Below are 18484 nucleotides of genomic sequence, written 5' to 3'. Positions count from 1 at the left end.
CGCACGGGCCGGTTCCGGCTCGGTCGCGAGCGCTCACCCAGCCGAGCGAAGCCGCTCGTAGTGGGCCAGGCAGTCCTCGTATTGGGGCAGGAGACCGGCCGTTCTCGCCTCGGCCAGCGACGGTGCTGAACGGTCCTTTTCGGACAGCACCGGTTCCGCGTCCAGGTCGCGCCACGGCAGGTCGAGCTCGGGATCGAGAGGATCGACCGCGTGCTCGGCCGGAGGGTTGTACGGCGTCGAACAGAGGTAGATCATCACCGTGTCGTCGGACAGCGCGGCGAAGGCGTGCCCCAACCCCTCAGCCAGGTACAACCCCCTGTAGCTCTCCGGATCCAGTCGTACGGCCTCCCACTGGCCGAAGGTCGGCGAACCCACCCGCACGTCGACCACCACGTCGAGCAGGCTCCCCTGTGGGCAGTAGACGTACTTGGCCTGTCCCGGCGGTACGTCCGCGAAGTGTACGCCCCGAACCACGTTCCGGTGGGACACGCTGTTGTTGAGCTGTGCTACCGGCAGCCGGTGTCCGAGCTCCGCGGCGAACGCCTCCTGCTGGAAAGGAGCCGCGAACAGTCCCCGGTGATCGGGGAAGGACGGAGGGGTGAACTCCACGGCACCGTTGATGCCCAGTCGACGGATTTCCACGTCGTAAGCCTATTAATCGATCCGTTCGCCCGGTCGCAGAGGCTCCGTCCGGGGCCGTGTTCGTCGCGCCTGGCGCGCGGCTGGACCGGAGAGCGGTCGGAGCCACGAGGGGAGGGCACCGTCGCCGCGTCGTGGCAACGGCTGCGCCCTCGGCGGGACGATCACCGGAAAGAGTGTTGACAATTTGTTGAAGGTACTGGTGAGGTGTGATCCTAGTCGCAGACAGCCCTGGGGTCGGCTGACATACTCGGTGGACCGCAGCGTCCGCCGAGCTGCTGCCCGGACCGGGGCAGTCAGTCTCGGTCGCCCCTAGACGTCCCGCCGAGTGGCACCAGTTCGCCCGGCGTGCGGCGTCGCCCATCTGCCGCCGGAGAAGTTGCTCGCGGCGGCCAGGTCAAGGCAACAGGAGGACGCCGTGACCACCGTTAGTGATCATCAGAACACGTCCGATTCCCCCGATCTGCCCACCTCGCCGAGCGCTGAGCTCACGCACGAGGAGATATTCGGCGCGCACGAGGGCGGCAAGTTGGCGATCGCCCCCACCGCCGCGCTGACCAATCCGCGCGACCTGTCCATCGCCTACACGCCGGGCGTCGCCAAGGTCAGTCGTGCGATCTCCGCGGACGAGGCGCTGACCTCCCGCTACACGTGGACCAGCCGGCTCGTGGCCGTCGTCAGCGACGGCACCGCCGTGCTGGGGCTCGGCGACATCGGTGCCCGCGCCTCGCTGCCGGTCATGGAGGGTAAGGCCGCGCTGTTCAAGAACTTCGCCGAGCTGGACTCGATTCCGCTCGTGCTGGACACCACCGACAACGACGAGATCGTCGAGACCCTGGTCAGGATGCGTCCCTCGTTCGGTGCGGTCAATCTGGAGGACGTCGCAGCACCACGCTGCTTCGACCTCGAACGCCGGTTGATCGAGGCGCTGGACTGCCCGGTCATGCACGACGACCAGCACGGCACGGCGGTCGTCACGCTCGCCGCGCTGCGCAACGCCTGCGAGCTGTCGGGTCGCGACTTCGGTTCGTTGCGTGTCGTGATCTCCGGGGCGGGTGCCGCGGGCGTGGCCTGCGCCGAGATCCTGGAAGCCGCCGGGGTCGCCGAGGTCGTCGTGGCGGACTCGCGCGGCGTGATCCACTCCGGCAGGGACGACCTGACACCGATCAAGACGGAACTGGCCCAGCGCACGAATCCCCGCCACGTCACCGGTGGGCCGGCCGAGGCCCTGCACGGCGCCGACGTGCTCATCGGGGTCTCGGCGGGCACCATCCCGGAGGAACTGGTGGCGACCATGGCCGAGGACGCGATCGTGTTCGCGCTGTCCAACCCGGATCCGGAGATCCGTCCGGAGGTGGCGGCCAGGCACGCGAGCGTGGTGGCCACCGGTCGCAGCGACTTCCCGAACCAGATCAACAACGTGCTGGCGTTCCCGGGCATCTTCAAGGGGGCTCTCGACGCCGGTTCCCGGATGATCAGCGACCGGATGAAGGTCGCGGCTGCCGAGGCGATCGCGGCGGTCGCCTCGGAGGAGCTGTCCGCCGACTACATCGTGCCCAGTCCGCTGGATCCCCGGGTGGCCCCCGAGGTCGCCGCCGCCGTCGCCGAGGCCGCTCGCGAGGACGGAGTCGCCACGGCCTGATTCCCGCCGCGTCCCAGCGTGAATCGGACCCGGTCGAGGGTGCTGCCGCCGTCGACCGGGTCCGGCTCGTTTCGGGAGGGACTCCGCCTCGCCGGTGACCGGTGCTCACGGACCAGGTCCGCTCACCGACCTCCTCGGCTCCGAACAATGCGGTGTGATTTGCTCGACACAGCGTCACGCTGTCGACTGTTGCACGTCCCAGCTTGAGAGGAGTCAGCCGTAACGGTGACGTCACGGCTTAGCTTTTCACTCGAACGCCGGTATGGTCGGAACCATCCCTTGTGGCGCAAGTCACTATCGAGGGGTCAGCCGGTGCGGAGGCATGGCGCGAACGCAGTGGTGATGCGGAGGTTGGTCCGTGACCGAACGCAGCAAACAGGACCGACGGCTCCGGGCGGAACCACATCCCCCGGAGGCGTACGAGCCGGTCGGTACCGGCGTGGCCGCGGACCTCGGGGCGGCGGTGGAGCCCCTGCCTGACGCCCCCGCCCTGTTGAGTGACCCGTCCGGCGTGGTCATCCGAGCCACCGACCAGGCCGCCACCCTGCTGGGAGCGGCTCGGGGAAGTGAGCTCACGGGACGTTCGCTGACCGGCCTGTTGACTGTCGAGGACGAGTTCGCCAAGCCGCGCGACCGCCCCGAGGACGTCTGGTTCCGGGTACTGAGCTGGTCGAACCGGGGCAACCCCAGGTTGACGGTCACGCTGCTGGTCGACGTCTCCGACCTGATGACCCCCACCGCGCGGACCCTGGCCAACGAGCGCCGCAAGTTGCAGAACGCGCAACGTGTCGCGGGGCTGGGCACCTGGGAGGGCAATCCGCACACCAACGAGCTCCGGTTGTCCGAGACCCTGCTGGAGATCACGGGAACGCCACCCGGCACCGAGACCACTTTCGAGTACTACCTCGGTCACACCCACCCGGAGGACCAGCCGCGGGTGGCCCGTAGCTGGCGGGAACTGACCCAGAACCACATCCCCATGGAGGTGGAACAGCGTTACGTCAGGCCGGACGGGACGATGCGCATCCTGCTCTGCCACGGTGCTGTCATCACCGACGTGGCTGACCGCCCGCTGCTGGTCGGCACCGCACAGGACGTGACCGAACAACGTACCGCTGTTACCCGGATGGAGCGTTCCAGCCAACGCTTCACCGACCTCGTCGGCGTCGTCCCGGTCGGTATCGGGCTGTTCGACGAGAGCGAGCGGCTGATCGAGGCCAACGACGCGATGTGCGAGTTGCTCGGTTACCCGCTGGAATCCTTACGGGGCAACACGATCGGCGCGATCACCCACCCCGACGAGGGGAACATCGAACTCGCCGCCACCGAACTGAGCGACATCCCGCGAGGACGGCGCGGTGAACCGGTGCAGCGGATGCTCGCCCGTTCCGATGGGCAACCGGTCTACTGCGAGCTGCACACCGCACTGTCGGTGCGCGACGACGGCACGAAATCCTGGCTGGTGGTTTTCCAGGACGTGACCGAGCGTCGCCGCAACGCCGAGGCGTTGCGTTTCCAGGCCACCCACGACGAGCTGACGGGGCTGCCGAACCGGGCGGCGGTCAAGGCGATGCTGACCAGCATGCTCGCCGAGGGCGACCCGGATCGCATCGCGGTGCTGTTCTGCGACATCGACAACTTCAAGCGGATCAACGACTCGTTGGGGCACGACGCGGGCGACGATCTGCTCGTGGCGTTGGCCCGGCGCTTGGAGGGCGGACTGCCGGACGGCTGCGTGGCGGCGCGGATCTCCGGCGACGAGTTCGTGGTCATCTGCGCCGACGTGCACGAGGTGGGCGGCACCGACTCGTTGGCCACCAGGGTCTCCGGGCTGTTGCGCACGGCCGTGCCGGTGCGTGGCCAGCTGGTCCGGGTATCGGCTTCCATCGGTGCCTCGGTCCCCGACGGCACCAACGACGGTGCGGATCTGCTCCGCTTCGCCGACGCCGCCATGTTCGAGGCCAAACGGGGTGGCCCCGGCAGGGTCTCGTTGGCCGGGCCGTCGTTGATGGCTTCCGCCGACAGCCAGCTCCACCTGGAGGGGCAGCTGCGGGAGGCGCTCCATCACGACCAGCTGACGCTGTACTACCAGCCCGTGGTGGACCGGCACGGCCTAATCGTCAGCGCCGAGGCCCTGCTGCGCTGGCCGCACCAGGAACGTGGGCTGCTCTCCCCAGGGGTGTTCCTGCCGGTGGCCGACCAGGGTGGGTTGATGCGCGACATCGACCGCTGGGTGCTGCGCAACGCCCTGTCCGAGGCGGCGGAGTGGCCCGGTTCGGGTGATACGGCGGTCTCGGTGGCGGTGAACCTGGCCGGGATGGTGCCGGGGGACCCCGACTTCGTCGACTACGTCACCGACTGCGTGAGGCACGCGGGCATCTCCTGGGACCGGGTGGTCCTGGAGCTGGTCGAGAGTTCGCTGGTCGACCTGCCCGCCCGTACTCGTTCGGGCATGCGGGAGCTGGTCAACCGGGGCGCTCGCTTCGCGGTGGACGACTTCGGCACGGGGTTCTCCTCGCTGGCGCGACTCAAGGAGCTGCCCGCCCAGATCATCAAGGTCGATCGCGGGTTCGTCTCCGAGATCCACTCCGACAGCGGTGACTTCGCGGTGGCCAAGGCGGTCGTGGACATGGCGGGCGCCATGGGGAGGAGCTGCGTCGCCGAGGGAGTGGAGAACGCCCAGCAGTTCGACACCCTGCTCGGAGCGGGGGTCGACAAGCACCAGGGTTGGTTCTTCTCACCGCCGGTGCCCGCCCCCGAGTTCCACGCGATGCTGGCGGGCGGTTCCCTCCTGGCCGCTCGTGGCCGGAACTAGGGGACTTCGCCACGCCGGTTCCCGAGCGTGGTGGCGTGGCGGAACCTCCGGCACGGCTCTCGTGGGAACGATGTTGGGCAGCGGTCGGCACGATCCCGGCGACGTCCTCGTGGCGATCCGGGGAGTCCCCCTGGCGGTGCGCCGGAGCGTGGGCTCGGCTTGGGTGCCGGCCGCTTCAGCGCGTCGTGGATTCCGAGAGCTGCCGGGAAACCGCGTGGGAGCGGAGATCACTGCCCGGCCTCGGTGTGCAGTAGCGTGTCCAACCGGTGTCTGGGCAGGTCGATCAGCCGCAGTCCCAGGTCCGCGCTGTCGGTTACGAGCGCCTCGACGTGCTCCCGCGCCTCCCGCTTGGTCAACGGGGTCTCGGAGTTCGCGATCAGCGCCTCGCGCCAGATGTTGCCGATCTTGCCGTGCGCCCGGTGCGAGAGGTACCCGGCGACACCGCCACCCTGCTTGCTGCGCTCCGCGACCACGAGCGCGTGGTTGGCGTCCGGTTTGCCTCGCTGGAAGCACAGCTGGTACTTGGCCCCCATCAGGCGCAGCAGCGAGTGCTGCGCGTGTTCGCTGGTGATGTCGGGGTGTCGGTTCGGGACCAGGAATCCGGCCCGATCGGCGTTGCAGGCCAGCAGCGTGCGCAGCAGCCACGGTCCGGGGTCGGCGCGTAGATCGAATACGGGGACGGCTCCGGCGGTGCGCAGCGGGCGTTGCCATCCGGGCGAGCGCAGCTCGGTCACCTCGCTGCCGAGCGTGTCACCGATCGCCCGCAGGAACTCCGCTCCGGGAGGTTCGCCGCCGCTCTCCAGCGACTGCGGACCGTGGGTGTAGATCGCCTGCCGTTCACCGGTGGACTTGTGGGCCCGCCCGGTCGGCTGGCACACGTACAGCGCGCTCGTCGCGCCGATGGCCTCCGCGCCGTGGTACTCGTTGAACCCGCTGACGATGTTCTCGAAGACCATGCCCAGGCGCAGCAGTTCCTGCTGCACCTTGTGCCCCAGGGCGGGGGTGCGGGAGCTGAAGCCGTAGGCCAGCAGCAACCTGCTGTTGCCGTCTGCCATGGCCTCCGCCGCTCGGGCGGTGAACAGCCCGATCCCCTCCGGGGTGTAGGGCGGGTCGCTGAAGACCAGTTCGAATCCGTCCACGAGCGCCGGTGGCAGCCCGAACCGCAGATCGGCGTGCACGGTGTGCACCGGGAGCCGGTACTCGGCGGCGATGCCGTCGATGTGGGCGAGTATCCGTTCGTCCAGGTCCACCACGGTGACCCGCAGTTCCGGCACCAACAGGCAACTGGCCAGCGAGGTCAGGTCGTGGTCGCCGAGCAGCAGCAGGTGGGCCCGGCTGAGGTCGTAGTTGTCGCGCAGCCACGCGGCCCGGCGCAGCGCGGTCCCGGGGGTGGCCGTCACGTGGTCCAGCGCGGCGCAGGGGGCGGGGCCGGTGGCGACGAAGTCGCGCAGCAGCCGCTCGACCTCCTCGTCGGTCCTGGTGGGCTCGGGAACGTCCAGCCGGACGTGCCGCCGGTAGAGCTCGTGGACCGAGTCCCGCAGTCGATAGCCGTCCGGACAGTGCTCGACGTCCTCGCCCGCCAGGCGAATCAGTTCCTCGACCGTTCGGCGCGGGGTGCGGCAGATCCGCACCAGTTCCGACAGCGAGTGCGGTTGTCGGGCCAGCAGGGTGAAGACGTGGCGCAGCGGGCGCGCGAGCGCGCCCTCGCGTCGGAGTCGCTCGCGAACCGCCTCGACTCCCCCGGAGTCGGCGGCGACCTCAACCTGGGTGCTCATGTCCCGTCCCGCTGTCGGTGTCCGCCCTCGTTCGGTTCGGCGGTGCTGGACCAATTGTGCACATCCGCGGCCGTCCCACATCCCGGCGCCCGGTTCGACGGTGTTTCTCACCGAGGACCCCCGTTCGTTCCCGACCGGTTCGCCGTTCGGCTGGAGCTCCCGTCGTCCTCCCGGTGGAAGACCCGGTTCTCATCACCCGTGTGAGTGACTCTGAGTGCGTTCGGTTCATTTCTGTCACTAGGGCGGAGTGGTGATTACGCGTAAGTCTCATTACATCGCGTGAGCCAGCTGATCGGGTTAAGCTCGGCGAGGCTTGCGACGGTCGGCGAGTGACCGTCGGTGATCCGGGAGGGGGCTCGGTGATCGAGTTCCGGTCCGTGCGCAAGCAGTACGACGACGGCACGGTCGCCGTGCAGGAGTTGAGCCTGACCGTTCCGGCGGGCACGGTAACCGTGCTGGTCGGTCCCTCCGGCTGTGGCAAGACCACGCTGCTGCGAATGGTCAACCGGATGATCGAACCCTCCTCGGGCGCCGTGCTGCTCGACGGTGGCGACGTCCGGGATTCGGAACCGGCTCGGCTTCGCCGCGGCATCGGTTACGTCATCCAGCAGGCCGGGCTCTTCCCGCACCGGACGGTGCGGGACAACGTGGCCACCGTGCCGAGGTTGTTCGGCCACGGCAGGCGCGAGGCGCGACGCAGGGCCGAGGGACTGCTGGAACGCGTCGGGTTGCCTTCCGAGATCGGCAAGCGTTATCCCGCCCAGCTCTCCGGGGGGCAGCAGCAGCGTGTCGGGGTCGCCCGTGCGCTGGCCGCCGACCCGCCCGTGCTGCTGATGGACGAGCCGTTCAGCGCCGTCGACCCCGTGGTGCGGGAGGGACTGCAGGACGAGTTGCTGCGGTTGCAGGGCGAACTGGGCAAGACCGTCCTGTTCGTCACGCACGACATCGACGAGGCGGTCAAGCTCGGCGAGAACGTCGCGGTACTGCGGCAGGGCGGATACCTCGCCCAGTACGCGCCCCCGGAACAACTGCTCGCCGAGCCGGCCGACGACTTCGTGACCTCGTTCGTCGGCCGCGACCGTGGCTACAGGCGACTGTCCTTTGTGGACTCATCGGGGCTTCGGGCCGGTTCGGTCGACACCGTCCGCATCGGTGACACCAGCGCGGACGTGCCCAGCCAGGCCGGTTGGGTGCTGGTGCTCGACACCCACGACCGGCCGCGCGGCTGGCTCCCACCCGAGGCCACCATCCACGGTCAGCTCACCGAGGACCAGCTGATCGCGGGCGGTTCGCTGCACACCGGCGGCGCGCCGCTGCGGGGCGCGTTGGACGCCGCGCTGTCCTCGCCTTCCGGTCTGGGGGTCGTCGTGGACGAGGACGGGGTCTACCTCGGCGTGGTCACCGCCCGGCAGGTGCTGGAGATCCTGGAGTCCGGGCGGCATCCCGCGGTGTCCGAAGGTGCTTTTCGTTGATCGACGAACTGGTCAGGTACCTCTCCAGCCCGTCCAACCGAGAGGTGCTGCTGGAACAACTCGGCCAGCACGTCTACCTCGCGCTGGTCCCGCTGATCGCCGGTGTGTCGCTGGCGCTGCCGCTGGGTCGGCTCGCCCAGCGGGTCCGCTGGTTGCGGGGAGCGCTGCTCGGCACCGCCGGAGTCGTCTACACCATCCCCTCGCTGGCGGTGTTCGTACTGCTGCCCGGCATCATCGGCACCGGTTACACATCTCCGGTCAACATCGTCATCGCGCTGACGCTCTACACGACGGCACTGCTGGTGCGCCCGGTGGTCGACGCGTTGGAGTCGGTTCCCACGCACGTCACCGTGGCCGCCACGGCCATGGGCTACCGGCCGCACCGTCGGTTCCTCGCCGTGGAGCTGCCGCTGGCGGTGCCCGCGCTGACCTCCGCGGTGCGGGTCGCCTCCGTGAGCAACATCAGCCTCGTCAGCGTGGGCGCGCTGGTCGGCAGCGGCGGTCTGGGACGGCTGTTCATGGTCGGTTTCGAGCGCCCGGATCTCGTGCAGATTCCGGTGGGGATCGTGCTCACGGTGCTGCTGGCCCTGCTGGTGGACCTGCTGCTGGTCGTGGGGTGGCGCTCGCTGACGCCCTGGGAGCGCGCCGGTCGGGCGGTGATCGGCTCGTGATCAGCGAAATAGCCGCGTGGCTGCTCGACCCGGCCCACTGGACCGGTGGTGAGGGTGTGCTGCGCCAGAGCTGGCTGCACCTGCTCTACTGCGTCTTCGCGGTCTGCGCCGCCGCCGTGATCGCGATCCCGCTCGGCCTCTACATCGGACACACCGGTCGCGGTTCGGTGCTCGTGGTGGCGTTCGGCAACGCCGTGCGCGCCCTGCCCACGCTGGGGCTGGTCACCGGCCTCGCGATGCTGTACCAGGGAAGCGCCGCGCTGGCCGCTCTGGTGGTGCTGGCCTTCCCGGCCGTGCTGTCGGGCACCTACGCGGGGGTGAACGCGGTCCCCGCCGATGCGGTCGACGCGGCCAGGGGCATGGGGATGAGCTCGGCGCAGCGGTTGTGGCAGGTCGAGCTCCCGAACGCGCTGCCCCTGCTGATGGGCGGGGTGCGCAACGCGATGCTGCAGGTCATGGCCACGACCGCGATAGCGGCCTACGTCGGGCTCGGCGGTTTGGGGAAGTTGCTCATCGAAGGGCAGGCGATCAGGCACTACGACCAGATGGCCTCGGCCGCGATCCTGATCGCGCTGCTGGCCGTGCTGGTCGACCTGGTGCTGGCCGGACTCACCCGGTTGCTCGTACCGCGCGGGGTGATGCTCGTCGTCGCAGAGACCGGGGCAGGGCCCCGAGGCAGGAGGGAACAACGATGAAGCGGCTCGTCGCACCGGTGATCGCGCTGGTGGCGGCCATGGGACTGCTGTCCGGGTGCGCGGACCCCACCGAGTCCGGTGGGGACTCCGGAGGACCGATCGTGGTCGGTTCGGCGAACTTCAGCGAGAGCCAGCTGCTGATGGAGATCTACGCCGAGGCGCTGCGCGGCACCGGTGCCGAGGTCACCACGAAGGGGCGGATCGGCGCCCGCGAGGTCTACGTCAACGCGGTGCGTGACGGCGAGGTCTCGGTGATCCCGGAGTACACCGGTAACCTGCTGCGCCACTTCGACGACGGCACCGAGGCCACCGGTTCCGAGCGGATCTACCGGGAGCTCCGGGACGCGCTGCCGGAGGAACTCCGCGTGCTGGACTACTCCTCGGCGGAGAACTCCGACGTGCTCACCGTGACACGCGAGACCGCCGACAGCGGGCTGCGTTCCATGGCGGACCTGGGGCCGCGGTGCGGTGACCTGGTGCTGGGAGCTCCGTCGGAGTGGGCGCCCCGCTGGAAGCAGCGCATCTCCGAGGTGTACGGCTGCACCTTCGCCGACATCAGGAATCTGGAAGCGGGCAGCGTCCGGGTCAACGCCCTCAACGACGGCCGCGTCCAGGTGGCGAACCTGTTCAGCACCACCGCCGCGATCGACCGGGACGACCTGGTGGCGCTGGAGGACCCGAAGAGCATGTTCCCGGCGCAGAACGTGCTGCCACTGGTGCACCGGGGTTCGTTGAGCGAGGAGCGGGCCGAAGTGCTCAACAGGGTTTCCGAGCGGTTGACCACCGAGGACCTCACCCGCATGAACAAGAGGATGTCGGTGGACAAGGCCAATCCGAAGGATCTGGCCGAGGAGTTCGTGGCGGGATTGGAACTCTGACCGGGCCGCACCGCTACGGTGATCGGGGCGCTCGTCCGGTGGAACCTGGTCTCCGCCGAACGGGCGTCCCGATCCCGTGCGGGCCCTCCGGTCGGCGTCACGACGTCGGTGGTGGTTCCGGGGGTGGTGGCCGACGTAATTCCGCGCGTCGCGCGATCTCGCACCGAGTGCGCGAAACAGCTGTGCGACCGAGACGCACGTGGACGCCGGAGCCGAGCTCTTCGCGCACTGTCTTTCGGACGTTCGAGTGGGTCCGTTGTGGAGATTCCGGGCCGCCGGACCCGCCGACTGTCGAGTTCTGATAAGGCTGTCTCATGGATCCGCTCGAAATCGTGGCGCTCGTGCTTCTGCTGCCCGGCAGCGTCTTGGTGGTGGTCGCCGGTCTGCTCGGTTGGGCGGAGTGGACCGCTGTGGGGTCCTGGGAACGCGGGACCTCGGCGAACCGTGACAGCGGTCGTAATCTGGTTCTGCTGGGCACCATGCTCGGTGCCGGTGGTTCCGCTTCTGTGCTTTCGGTGAGCGGATCCGTGCTGTCGGGGATCGTCTCGCTGCTGTTGTCCGCCGTCGCTCTCGTGGCCGCGCTCGGTTGTCTGGTCCGGGGGCTCCGAGACCGCGGGCGGTACGGCCCGCCGCCGCGCCCCGGAGAACGGTATTCCTCGAAGCGCGTAGTGGAATAGCGGACCGGTTCCAGGCGGCTCCCGTTTCCCGAGCGCTGCGCGCCCCAGGGCGCTGTGCGGAAGCGGAACTTTCGGACGTCCTGGGGAATCCGCTGTGGAGATTCCGCGAAACGGCGGACAACGGGGCCGGTTGTTTGGTATCGCTGACTCATGGAGTCGTTCAATGTCCTGCTGTTCGTGATCGCGTTGCTCGGCGGTTCGACGATCATGGTTTACGGCGCGCTCGGCTGGATGGGTAGGGTCTCGGCCAGTTCCTGGGCGCGTTGGACCCGGGCGAACCGGGAGGGCGGCCGGAACCAGATGCTGCTCGGCCTGCTGATCGGGACGAACGGGGCCGCGGGAGCGGTGTCTTATCCTGTTTCGCTTCCGCTGGCCGTCGTCGCCTCCGTGGCCATGGTCGGGTTCGCCACCCTGTCGGTGCTGCACCGCCGCAAGTACGGCCCCCGGCCGCAGCCGGGATCTCTCTCCCCGTACGCGGCGAAGCGCCTGGCCGGGTGACGGTCTGGTTCCTGCCGGTCGGATCCGTACCCATCCGTCGGGCCGTCTGGCCGTATGGTGTTCGGCTCCGGGGCTCCCGGGGGACTTTTCGGTGGGAGATACTTCGCCTGCCGGGTTTGGTCCGTCGTGGAGATTTCGTGAAGCGGGTACAGTGGCGATCGTTCTCTGATACCCCGGAGTCATGGACTCCTTCGATGTCGTGTTCCTCGTGGGCGCGCCGCTGGTCGGCGCGATGTTCGTCATCTACGGCGCGCTCGGCTGGATGGGTAGGGTCTCGGCCAGTTCCTGGGCGCGTTGGACCCGGGCGAACCGGGAGGGCGGCCGGAACCAGATACTGCTCGGCCTGATCATCGGAGTGAACGGGGTCGTGGGAGCCGTGCCCGGCACGGGTTTCGGTCCGCTGATCGCTCTGTTGACGGTGACCATGTTCGGTTTCCTCGTCCTGTCGATAGTGCACCGTCGGAAGTACGGCCCCCGGCCGCGGCCGGGAGAGAGGTATTCCTCGAAACGATTGGCGGGCTGATGGACTGGTTCCTGATCGTTTCCCTGGCGGTCGGATGGGTCGGCAGTGCCGTGGCCGTGTTGTTCGGGATCCTGGGCTGGACCGGCAGGGTAGCGGTACTCCCCTGGGGGCGCGGTACACCCGCGAGTCGCGCGGCCGGGCGCAACCAGCTGCTGCTCGGGCTGATGATCGCGCTGAACGGTGTCAACCTGATGTTGCCCGGTCAGGGGGCGAAGGCACTGGGCCTTCTCGCGGTCGCGGGCATCATCGGCTACTTCGCGCTGCTGCTCCGGCACCGCCACCGGTACGGCCCACCCTCTCCGACGAGATTCCGGTTCGCCGAGGACGGGCGGTAGTGCGCTGCCGAGTTCCGGAACGCTCCGGAATCGACGATCGGCTGATCGCTTCCCGGATCACCCTCGGGGCTCACCTGCCCGCGTGGCCGGACGCCCGCCCCTGCCCCGGGGTGCCTACGGACTACCGCCGAGCGGAGCCACGCTCGTCCGGCCGGACGGCTACATCGCCTGACACGGCGTCGCGCACGAGCCGGATGGCACGCCGGCAGCGTTGCTGGGGCACGGGTCGGTGCCCACACCTCGCGCCGGTCGGCCGATCGGATGGCCGATCGTCAGCCGCGAGCTCTGCCTTCTCGGCCGGTCCGCCCGCCTATCCGGTTGGTCAGCTCGTCGGCGGTGGCGCGCACCAGCCGGGCCAGTTCCGGCCAGCTCTCCCCGCAGGGTGAACGGGATCGCCCGTTCTCCGCCGCGGTCGCCTCGACCGGTTCGCAGTGGTGCCGCATGGTGACGCTGATCGCGGCGGTGGGACGCCCGCCGTGGTCGAACGCCGCGCACGCCACCGAGGCGAACCCCTCGGTGATCTGACCGTCCTCCACCGACCAGCCCGCCCGGTACTCCCGCGCGAGCAGTCGTCGCAGCTCCGGAAGATCACGCGGCCCCCGCTCCGTGCGCAGCACGAAACTGTCCGCCCTGGGAAACAGCGCCCGGACCTGATTGCGCGGCAGGTGCGCCAGCATCGCCCTGCCGGAGGCGGTCAGCTGCGCGGGCAGCCGCACCCCCACGTCGGTGACCAGCGTCCGCGGTCGGGAGGGTCGTTCCTTGATCAGGTAGAGCAGCTCGTTGCCGTGCAGCACCCCGAGATGCGCGTTGTCACCCACCCGGTCGACCAGTTCGCGCAGCAGCGGTCCGGCGAGCCGCTCCAGCGGTTCGTGCCGCAGGTATGCCGAGCCCAGCTCGAAGCTGGCCACTCCCAGCCCGTAGCGCCGCTCCTCCGGCAGGTGGGTCACGAAACCGGCCTCGGTCAGCTCCGCGAGCAGGTGGTACGTCGTGGAGCGCGGCAGCTCCAGCTCCCGCGCGATCACCGCCGCCGACACGGGGCCGGGGCGCGCGGCCAGAACGCGCAACACCGCGAGCCCACGTCGCAGCGCGGGCACGTCGCTGCTGGAGCCCAAGATCCCTCCCCGAACGCGGCCGCTCCCCGCCGAGCGGGCGTCCTGGCCGGCACACCCGGCTCACTCGGACGGGGATGTCTGAAATCCCAGACACGAACACCGTATCCCGGCTTTCCGGCGCGCTCCCACCGCGATGGGATGGACCCATGCGGTACAACGTCGAGCATCCGGCCACCCAGTACCAGGTTTCGGGAACGACGGAGGTGGGCCCCGAACCGCTCACCTTCGAACAGGTGGCCGCGGTGGCGCGGGGACGTGCGAGCGTGCGGCTCTCGGAGGGGGCCGAGCAGGGCATCGGCGACACCCGCAAGCACATCGACACCCTCGCCGCCGCCGAACAACCCACCTACGGTGTCTCCACCGGATTCGGTGCGCTGGCCGTCCGCCACATCCCGCCGGAACGCCGGGCAGCGCTGCAGGCCTCGTTCGTGCGCTCCCACGCCGCCGGGGCGGGCGACCCGGTGGAGCCGGAGGTGGTGCGCGCGCTGATGCTGCTGCGGCTGCACACCGTGGCCACCGGGCGCACCGGGGTGCGTCCGGAGACCGCGCACGCGCTGGCCGCGCTGCTCAACTCCGGCATCGTCCCGGTGGTCCACGAGTACGGTTCGCTGGGCTGTTCCGGCGACCTCGCCCCGCTGGCCGCCGTCGCGCTGGCGCTGACCGGCGAGGGCGAGGTGTTCGACGCGTCGGGAGCGCGCAGGCCCGCCGCCGAGGCGCTGTCCGAGGCGGGTATCCAGCCGGTCACGCTGGCCGAGAAGGAAGGACTCGCGCTGACCAACGGCACAGACGGCATGCTGGGGATGCTGGTGCTGGCGCTGCGCGACCTGTCCGAACTGGTCGACGTCGCCGACGTCACGGCCGCCATGAGCGTCGAGGCCCTGCTGGGCACCGACCGCGCGTTCGCGGCCGACCTGCAGGCGCTGCGGCCGCATCCGGGGCAGGCCCGCTCGGCCGCGCGGATGCGCGCCCTGCTCGCCGACTCGCCCGTGGTGGCCAGCCATCGCGGCCCCGACTGCACTCGGGTGCAGGACGCCTACTCGATGCGCTGCTCGCCCCAGGTGCACGGTTCCGCGCGCGACACGGTCGAGCACGCCGCCACCGTCGCCGAACGCGAGCTCGCCGCCGCGATCGACAACCCCGTGGTGCTCGACGACGGGCGCGTGGAGTCCAACGGCAACTTCCACGGCGCGCCGCTGGCGCACGCGCTCGACTTCCTCGCGATCCCGCTGGCCGACGTCGCGAGCATCGCCGAGCGCCGCACCGACCGGATGCTCGACGTCGCCCGCTCGCAGGGTCTGCCGGCCTTCCTGGCCGACGACCCCGGGGTGGACTCGGGCTACATGATCGCGCACTACACCCAGGCAGGGGTGGTCACCGATCTCAAGCGCTCGGCGAGCCCCGCCTCGGTCGATTCCATTCCGACCAGCGCGATGCAGGAGGACCACGTGTCCATGGGCTGGTCGGCCGCCCGCAAGCTGCGCACCGCCGTGTCCGGGCTGCGCACGGTGCTGGCCGTCGAGTTGCTGACCGCCGCCCGCGCGCTCGACCTGCGCGCGCCGTTGGAGGCGGCCCCGGCCACCGGGGCCGTGCGCGACCTGCTGCGTACCCACGTGTCCGGTCCCGGACCGGACGAGCACGTCGCCCCCCAGATTCGGGCCGCCGAGCAGCTGCTCGCCTCCGGTGAGGTCCACCGGGTGGCGGCCGAACACGTCGATCCCGTCCTCGGAGGTCACTCGTGACAACCGGAAGTCGCACCGTACGAGCCCAGCGCGGCACCGAGCCGACCGCGCGGAGCTGGAGTACCGAAGCACCGCTGCGCATGCTGCGCAACAACCTGGACCCCGAGGTGGCCGAACGCCCGGAGGACCTGGTGGTCTACGGCGGTACCGGCAGGGCCGCCCGCGACTGGCCCAGTTACGACGCGATCGTGCGCGAGCTGACCGGGCTGGCCGAGGACGAGACCCTGCTGGTGCAGTCCGGCAAACCCGTCGGTGTGGTGCGCACCCACGAGTGGGCGCCCCGGGTGCTGATCGCCAACGCCAACCTGGTGGGGGACTGGTCGAACTGGCCGGAGTTCCGCAGGCTCGACTCGCTGGGACTGACCATGTACGGCCAGATGACCGCGGGTTCCTGGATCTACATCGGGACGCAGGGAATCCTGCAGGGCACCTACGAGACGTTCGGGGCGGTGGCAGCGAAGCGCTTCGGCGGGACACTGGCCGGAACGCTCACCGTCACGGCCGGTCTCGGTGGCATGGGAGGCGCCCAGCCGCTGGCGGTGACCATGAACGAGGGGGTGGCCCTGGTCGTGGAGTGCGACGCCGACCGCGCGCACCGCAGGGTCCGGCACGGCTATCTCGACGAGGTGGCAGACGACCTCGACGACGCGCTCGAACGTGCCGAGTCGGCCCGGGAACGCCGCGAGGCCCGTTCGGTGGGGGTGATCGGCAACGCGGCCGAGGTGCTGCCCGAGCTGCTGCGGCGCGGGGCCGAGGTGGACATCGTCACCGACCAGACCTCGGCGCACGACCCGCTGTCGTACCTGCCGGTGGGGGTTTCCACGGCGGAGTGGGCCGACTACGCCGCCCGAGCTCCGGAGGAGTTCACCGCCCGCGCCAGGGAGTCCATGGCCCGGCACGTCGAGGCGATGGTCGGTTTCCTCGACGCGGGCGCCGAGGTGTTCGACTACGGCAACTCGCTGCGCGGGGAGGCCCGGACGGCGGGCTGCGAACGCGCCTTCGACTACCCGGGTTTCGTGCCCGCCTACATCCGGCCGCAGTTCTGCGAGGGCAAGGGGCCGTTCCGGTGGGCGGCGCTGTCCGGAGACCCGGCCGACATCGCCGCCACCGACCGGGCGATCCTGGAGCTGTTCGGCGAGGACGAGCACCTGGCCCGCTGGATCAGGATGGCCGGGGAACGGGTCTCGTTCCAGGGCCTGCCCGCCCGGATCTGCTGGCTCGGCTACGGCCAGCGGGAGCTGGCGGGGGTGCGGTTCAACGAGATGGTGGCCTCCGGCGAGTTGCGGGCTCCCGTGGTGTTGGGCAGGGACCACCTGGACACCGGATCGGTGGCCTCGCCCTACCGCGAGACCGAGGGGATGGCCGACGGTTCCGATGCCGTGGCGGACTGGCCGTTGCTCAACGCCCTGGTCAACACGGCTTCCGGGGCGACGTGGGTGTCGGTCCACAACGGAGGCGGGGTCGGCATCGGGAAGTCGCTGCACGCGGGGCAGGTGATCGTCGCCGACGGCTCCGAACTGGCCGAGCGCAAGCTGCGGCGCGTGTTGACCAACGACCCCGGCATCGGGGTGATGCGCCACGTCGACGCGGGCTACGAGCGGGCGCGGGAGGTGGCCGACCAGCGCGGGGTCCGTGTTCCGCGCCTCGGCTGAACCGCGATCTCCCGAGAGGCCGTCGTCGCGGTGCCGATCCGCTCCGCCGTCGGGTTTCCCGAGGGGATCGCGCAGCGGACCGGGCCGGCATCCGAGAACTCCGCCCGGAGGAGGGCTCCGGTGCGGACCGAGCGAACGGAGGGGACGAGTGCCCTCGCCGAGTGAACTGCTGGCCGATATCCGGCGGGTCGGCCGTGACCGCGAGCGCGGTGGTTACTCCCGCCACGTCTTCGAACATTGCGAACTCGAGCTGCGGGAGTGGTTCGTCGAACAGGCCACCCGTCGGGGACTGGAGGTCCTGCCCGACGGCAACGGCAACATCTGGGCCTGGTGGCCCGCTCCCGGTGACGGCGCCGTCGCTACCGGAAGTCACCTCGACTCCGTTCCGGGCGGGGGCGAGTTCGACGGGCCGCTGGGCGTGGTCAGCGCCCTATCCGCAGTGGACCGACTGCGTGCCGAGGGGTTCCGCCCCCGACGGCCGCTGGCGCTGGTGGTCTTCGCCGAGGAGGAGGGCGGACGCTTCGGGATTCCTTGCCTGGGGTCCGGCCTGGCCACCGGAACGGTGGCGCCGGAGCGAGCGCTCGGGCTGCGGGACGAGTCCGGGACGAGTCTGGCCGAGGCGATGCGCGCAGCCGGGGTCGATCCGGAGCACGCCGGACCGGACCGGACCAGCCTTCCTCGGATAGCCAGGTTCGTCGAACTGCACGTGGAACAGGGCCGGGGGCTGGTGCACCGCCAGCGCCCCCTCGGCGTCGCCTCCTCGATCCTCGCCCACGGGCGCTGGCGCTTCCGCTTCACCGGGCAGGGAAACCACGCCGGAGCCACCCCGCTGGACGACCGCAGGGACCCGATGCTGCCCGCCTCCCTGCTGGTGTCAGAGGCGCGCCGCACCGCGGCCCGCTACGACGACGCCAGGGCCACCGTCGGCCGCATCCGGCCAGTGCCGTCGGGGACGAACGTGATCGCGGCCTCGGTCGACCTCTGGCTGGACGCCCGCGCCCACAGCGACGCCGACACCAGGGGGATGGTCGAGGAACTCCGGTACCGCGCGGAGGCGCTGGCGGTCGAGGAGGGGTGCGAGGTGCTCTCGTCCGAGGAGTCCTACTCGGACACGGTGTCCTTCGACGGGCCGCTGCGCGACGAGCTCACCGGGATGCTGGCCGCGCCGGAACTGCCCACGGGGGCCGGGCACGACGCCGGGGTGCTCGCCGCGCGGATCCCCACCGGCATGTTGTTCGTGCGCAACCCGACCGGCGTCAGCCACGCTCCGGAGGAGTACGCCGAACCGGCCGACTGTGACGCGGGCGCCGAGGCGCTCGCCACGGTGCTGCGGCGGTGGAGCCGATGACGGTGGACCCCGG

16 protein-coding genes are annotated in these 18484 nt (G+C 70.3%); 13 read left to right on the top strand and 3 right to left on the bottom strand.

What is annotated here, in order from left to right; genetic code table 11:
- Nucleotides 1-33: 33 nt before the first annotated feature.
- A complete protein-coding gene (locus BLQ75_RS12895) occupies nt 34-642 on the bottom strand; it encodes a dTDP-4-dehydrorhamnose 3,5-epimerase family protein (RefSeq protein ID WP_092601959.1) in 609 nt (202 codons plus the stop codon).
- 415 nt (nt 643-1057) lie between these two features.
- On the opposite strand from BLQ75_RS12895, the gene BLQ75_RS12890 reads away from it, so the two are divergent.
- Nucleotides 1058-2281 (top strand): NAD(P)-dependent malic enzyme, encoded by a 1224-nt coding sequence (locus BLQ75_RS12890; protein ID WP_092601957.1) that lies wholly within the window; start codon nt 1058-1060, stop codon nt 2279-2281.
- 358 nt (nt 2282-2639) lie between these two features.
- A complete protein-coding gene (locus BLQ75_RS12885; RefSeq protein WP_092601955.1) occupies nt 2640-5096 on the top strand; it encodes a putative bifunctional diguanylate cyclase/phosphodiesterase in 2457 nt (818 codons plus the stop codon).
- A 227-nt stretch (nt 5097-5323) separates the two neighbouring features.
- On the opposite strand, the gene BLQ75_RS12880 is transcribed toward BLQ75_RS12885, so the two are convergent.
- Complete coding sequence (locus tag BLQ75_RS12880; RefSeq protein ID WP_092601953.1) at nt 5324-6871, bottom strand: bis-aminopropyl spermidine synthase family protein; 1548 nt, start codon at nt 6869-6871, stop codon at nt 5324-5326.
- Nucleotides 6872-7230: 359 nt separating this feature from the next.
- Between BLQ75_RS12880 and BLQ75_RS12875 the strand changes: the two genes are divergently transcribed.
- From BLQ75_RS12875 to BLQ75_RS12840, 8 genes are all read left to right on the top strand, one after another.
- Nucleotides 7231-8343 carry an ABC transporter ATP-binding protein gene (locus BLQ75_RS12875; protein WP_092602063.1) on the top strand — a complete coding sequence of 371 codons (1113 nt, stop codon included), beginning with the start codon at nt 7231-7233 and terminating at the stop codon, nt 8341-8343.
- Nucleotides 8340-9014 carry an ABC transporter permease gene (locus BLQ75_RS12870; protein WP_092601951.1) on the top strand — a complete coding sequence of 225 codons (675 nt, stop codon included), beginning with the start codon at nt 8340-8342 and terminating at the stop codon, nt 9012-9014. Before BLQ75_RS12875 ends, BLQ75_RS12870 begins: the two co-directional genes overlap by 4 nt.
- Nucleotides 9011-9709 carry an ABC transporter permease subunit gene (locus BLQ75_RS12865; protein WP_092602065.1) on the top strand — a complete coding sequence of 233 codons (699 nt, stop codon included), beginning with the start codon at nt 9011-9013 and terminating at the stop codon, nt 9707-9709. Before BLQ75_RS12870 ends, BLQ75_RS12865 begins: the two co-directional genes overlap by 4 nt.
- Nucleotides 9706-10587 carry an ABC transporter substrate-binding protein gene (locus tag BLQ75_RS12860; RefSeq protein ID WP_092601949.1) on the top strand — a complete coding sequence of 294 codons (882 nt, stop codon included), beginning with the start codon at nt 9706-9708 and terminating at the stop codon, nt 10585-10587. Before BLQ75_RS12865 ends, BLQ75_RS12860 begins: the two co-directional genes overlap by 4 nt.
- A gap of 314 nt (nt 10588-10901) precedes the next feature.
- Nucleotides 10902-11264: a hypothetical protein gene (locus tag BLQ75_RS12855; RefSeq protein ID WP_092601947.1), complete on the top strand. Its 363-nt coding sequence runs from the start codon at nt 10902-10904 to the stop codon at nt 11262-11264.
- Nucleotides 11265-11414: 150 nt separating this feature from the next.
- On the top strand, nt 11415-11762 hold the full coding sequence (locus tag BLQ75_RS12850) for a hypothetical protein (RefSeq protein WP_092601945.1): 348 nt from the start codon (nt 11415-11417) through the stop codon (nt 11760-11762).
- A 181-nt stretch (nt 11763-11943) separates the two neighbouring features.
- On the top strand, nt 11944-12285 hold the full coding sequence (locus tag BLQ75_RS12845; protein ID WP_092601943.1) for a hypothetical protein: 342 nt from the start codon (nt 11944-11946) through the stop codon (nt 12283-12285).
- On the top strand, nt 12285-12620 hold the full coding sequence (locus BLQ75_RS12840; protein ID WP_092601941.1) for a hypothetical protein: 336 nt from the start codon (nt 12285-12287) through the stop codon (nt 12618-12620). The genes BLQ75_RS12845 and BLQ75_RS12840 overlap by 1 nt, the downstream gene beginning before the upstream one ends.
- Nucleotides 12621-12892: 272 nt before the next feature.
- Here the strand turns inward: BLQ75_RS12840 and BLQ75_RS12835 are convergent, their stop codons facing one another.
- Nucleotides 12893-13732: an IclR family transcriptional regulator gene (locus tag BLQ75_RS12835; protein ID WP_092601939.1), complete on the bottom strand. Its 840-nt coding sequence runs from the start codon at nt 13730-13732 to the stop codon at nt 12893-12895.
- Between the two features lie 146 nt (nt 13733-13878).
- Here BLQ75_RS12835 and hutH point away from each other — a divergent pair, with 146 nt between their 5' ends.
- The 3 genes from hutH to BLQ75_RS12820 all read left to right on the top strand — a co-directional run bounded on the left by hutH (nt 13879) and on the right by BLQ75_RS12820 (nt 18471).
- A complete protein-coding gene (gene hutH / locus BLQ75_RS12830) occupies nt 13879-15471 on the top strand; it encodes a histidine ammonia-lyase (RefSeq protein WP_092601937.1) in 1593 nt (530 codons plus the stop codon).
- Complete coding sequence (hutU, locus tag BLQ75_RS12825; RefSeq protein WP_092601935.1) at nt 15468-17123, top strand: urocanate hydratase; 1656 nt, start codon at nt 15468-15470, stop codon at nt 17121-17123. Before hutH ends, hutU begins: the two co-directional genes overlap by 4 nt.
- A gap of 148 nt (nt 17124-17271) precedes the next feature.
- Nucleotides 17272-18471: an allantoate amidohydrolase gene (locus BLQ75_RS12820; protein WP_092601933.1), complete on the top strand. Its 1200-nt coding sequence runs from the start codon at nt 17272-17274 to the stop codon at nt 18469-18471.
- Nucleotides 18472-18484 lie beyond the last annotated feature (13 nt).

This window comes from Actinopolyspora xinjiangensis (assembly GCF_900104475.1).
GTDB classification, from domain to species: Bacteria; Actinomycetota; Actinomycetes; order Mycobacteriales; family Pseudonocardiaceae; genus Actinopolyspora; species Actinopolyspora xinjiangensis.
The sequence above is the reverse complement of the archived record's forward strand: the minus strand, read 5'-3'. Positions and strand labels throughout refer to the sequence as shown.

What these genes read in the sequence shown, in the direction of transcription:
- BLQ75_RS12880 (WP_092601953.1), bottom strand. Translation starts at nt 6,871, where the DNA reads ATGAGCACCCAGGTTGAGGTCGCCGCCGACTCCGGGGGAGTCGAGGCG.
- BLQ75_RS12860 (WP_092601949.1), top strand. Translation starts at nt 9,706, where the DNA reads ATGAAGCGGCTCGTCGCACCGGTGATCGCGCTGGTGGCGGCCATGGGA.
- BLQ75_RS12855 (WP_092601947.1), top strand. Translation starts at nt 10,902, where the DNA reads ATGGATCCGCTCGAAATCGTGGCGCTCGTGCTTCTGCTGCCCGGCAGC.
- BLQ75_RS12850 (WP_092601945.1), top strand. Translation starts at nt 11,415, where the DNA reads ATGGAGTCGTTCAATGTCCTGCTGTTCGTGATCGCGTTGCTCGGCGGT.
- BLQ75_RS12845 (WP_092601943.1), top strand. Translation starts at nt 11,944, where the DNA reads ATGGACTCCTTCGATGTCGTGTTCCTCGTGGGCGCGCCGCTGGTCGGC.
- BLQ75_RS12840 (WP_092601941.1), top strand. Translation starts at nt 12,285, where the DNA reads ATGGACTGGTTCCTGATCGTTTCCCTGGCGGTCGGATGGGTCGGCAGT.
- hutH (WP_092601937.1), top strand. Translation starts at nt 13,879, where the DNA reads ATGCGGTACAACGTCGAGCATCCGGCCACCCAGTACCAGGTTTCGGGA.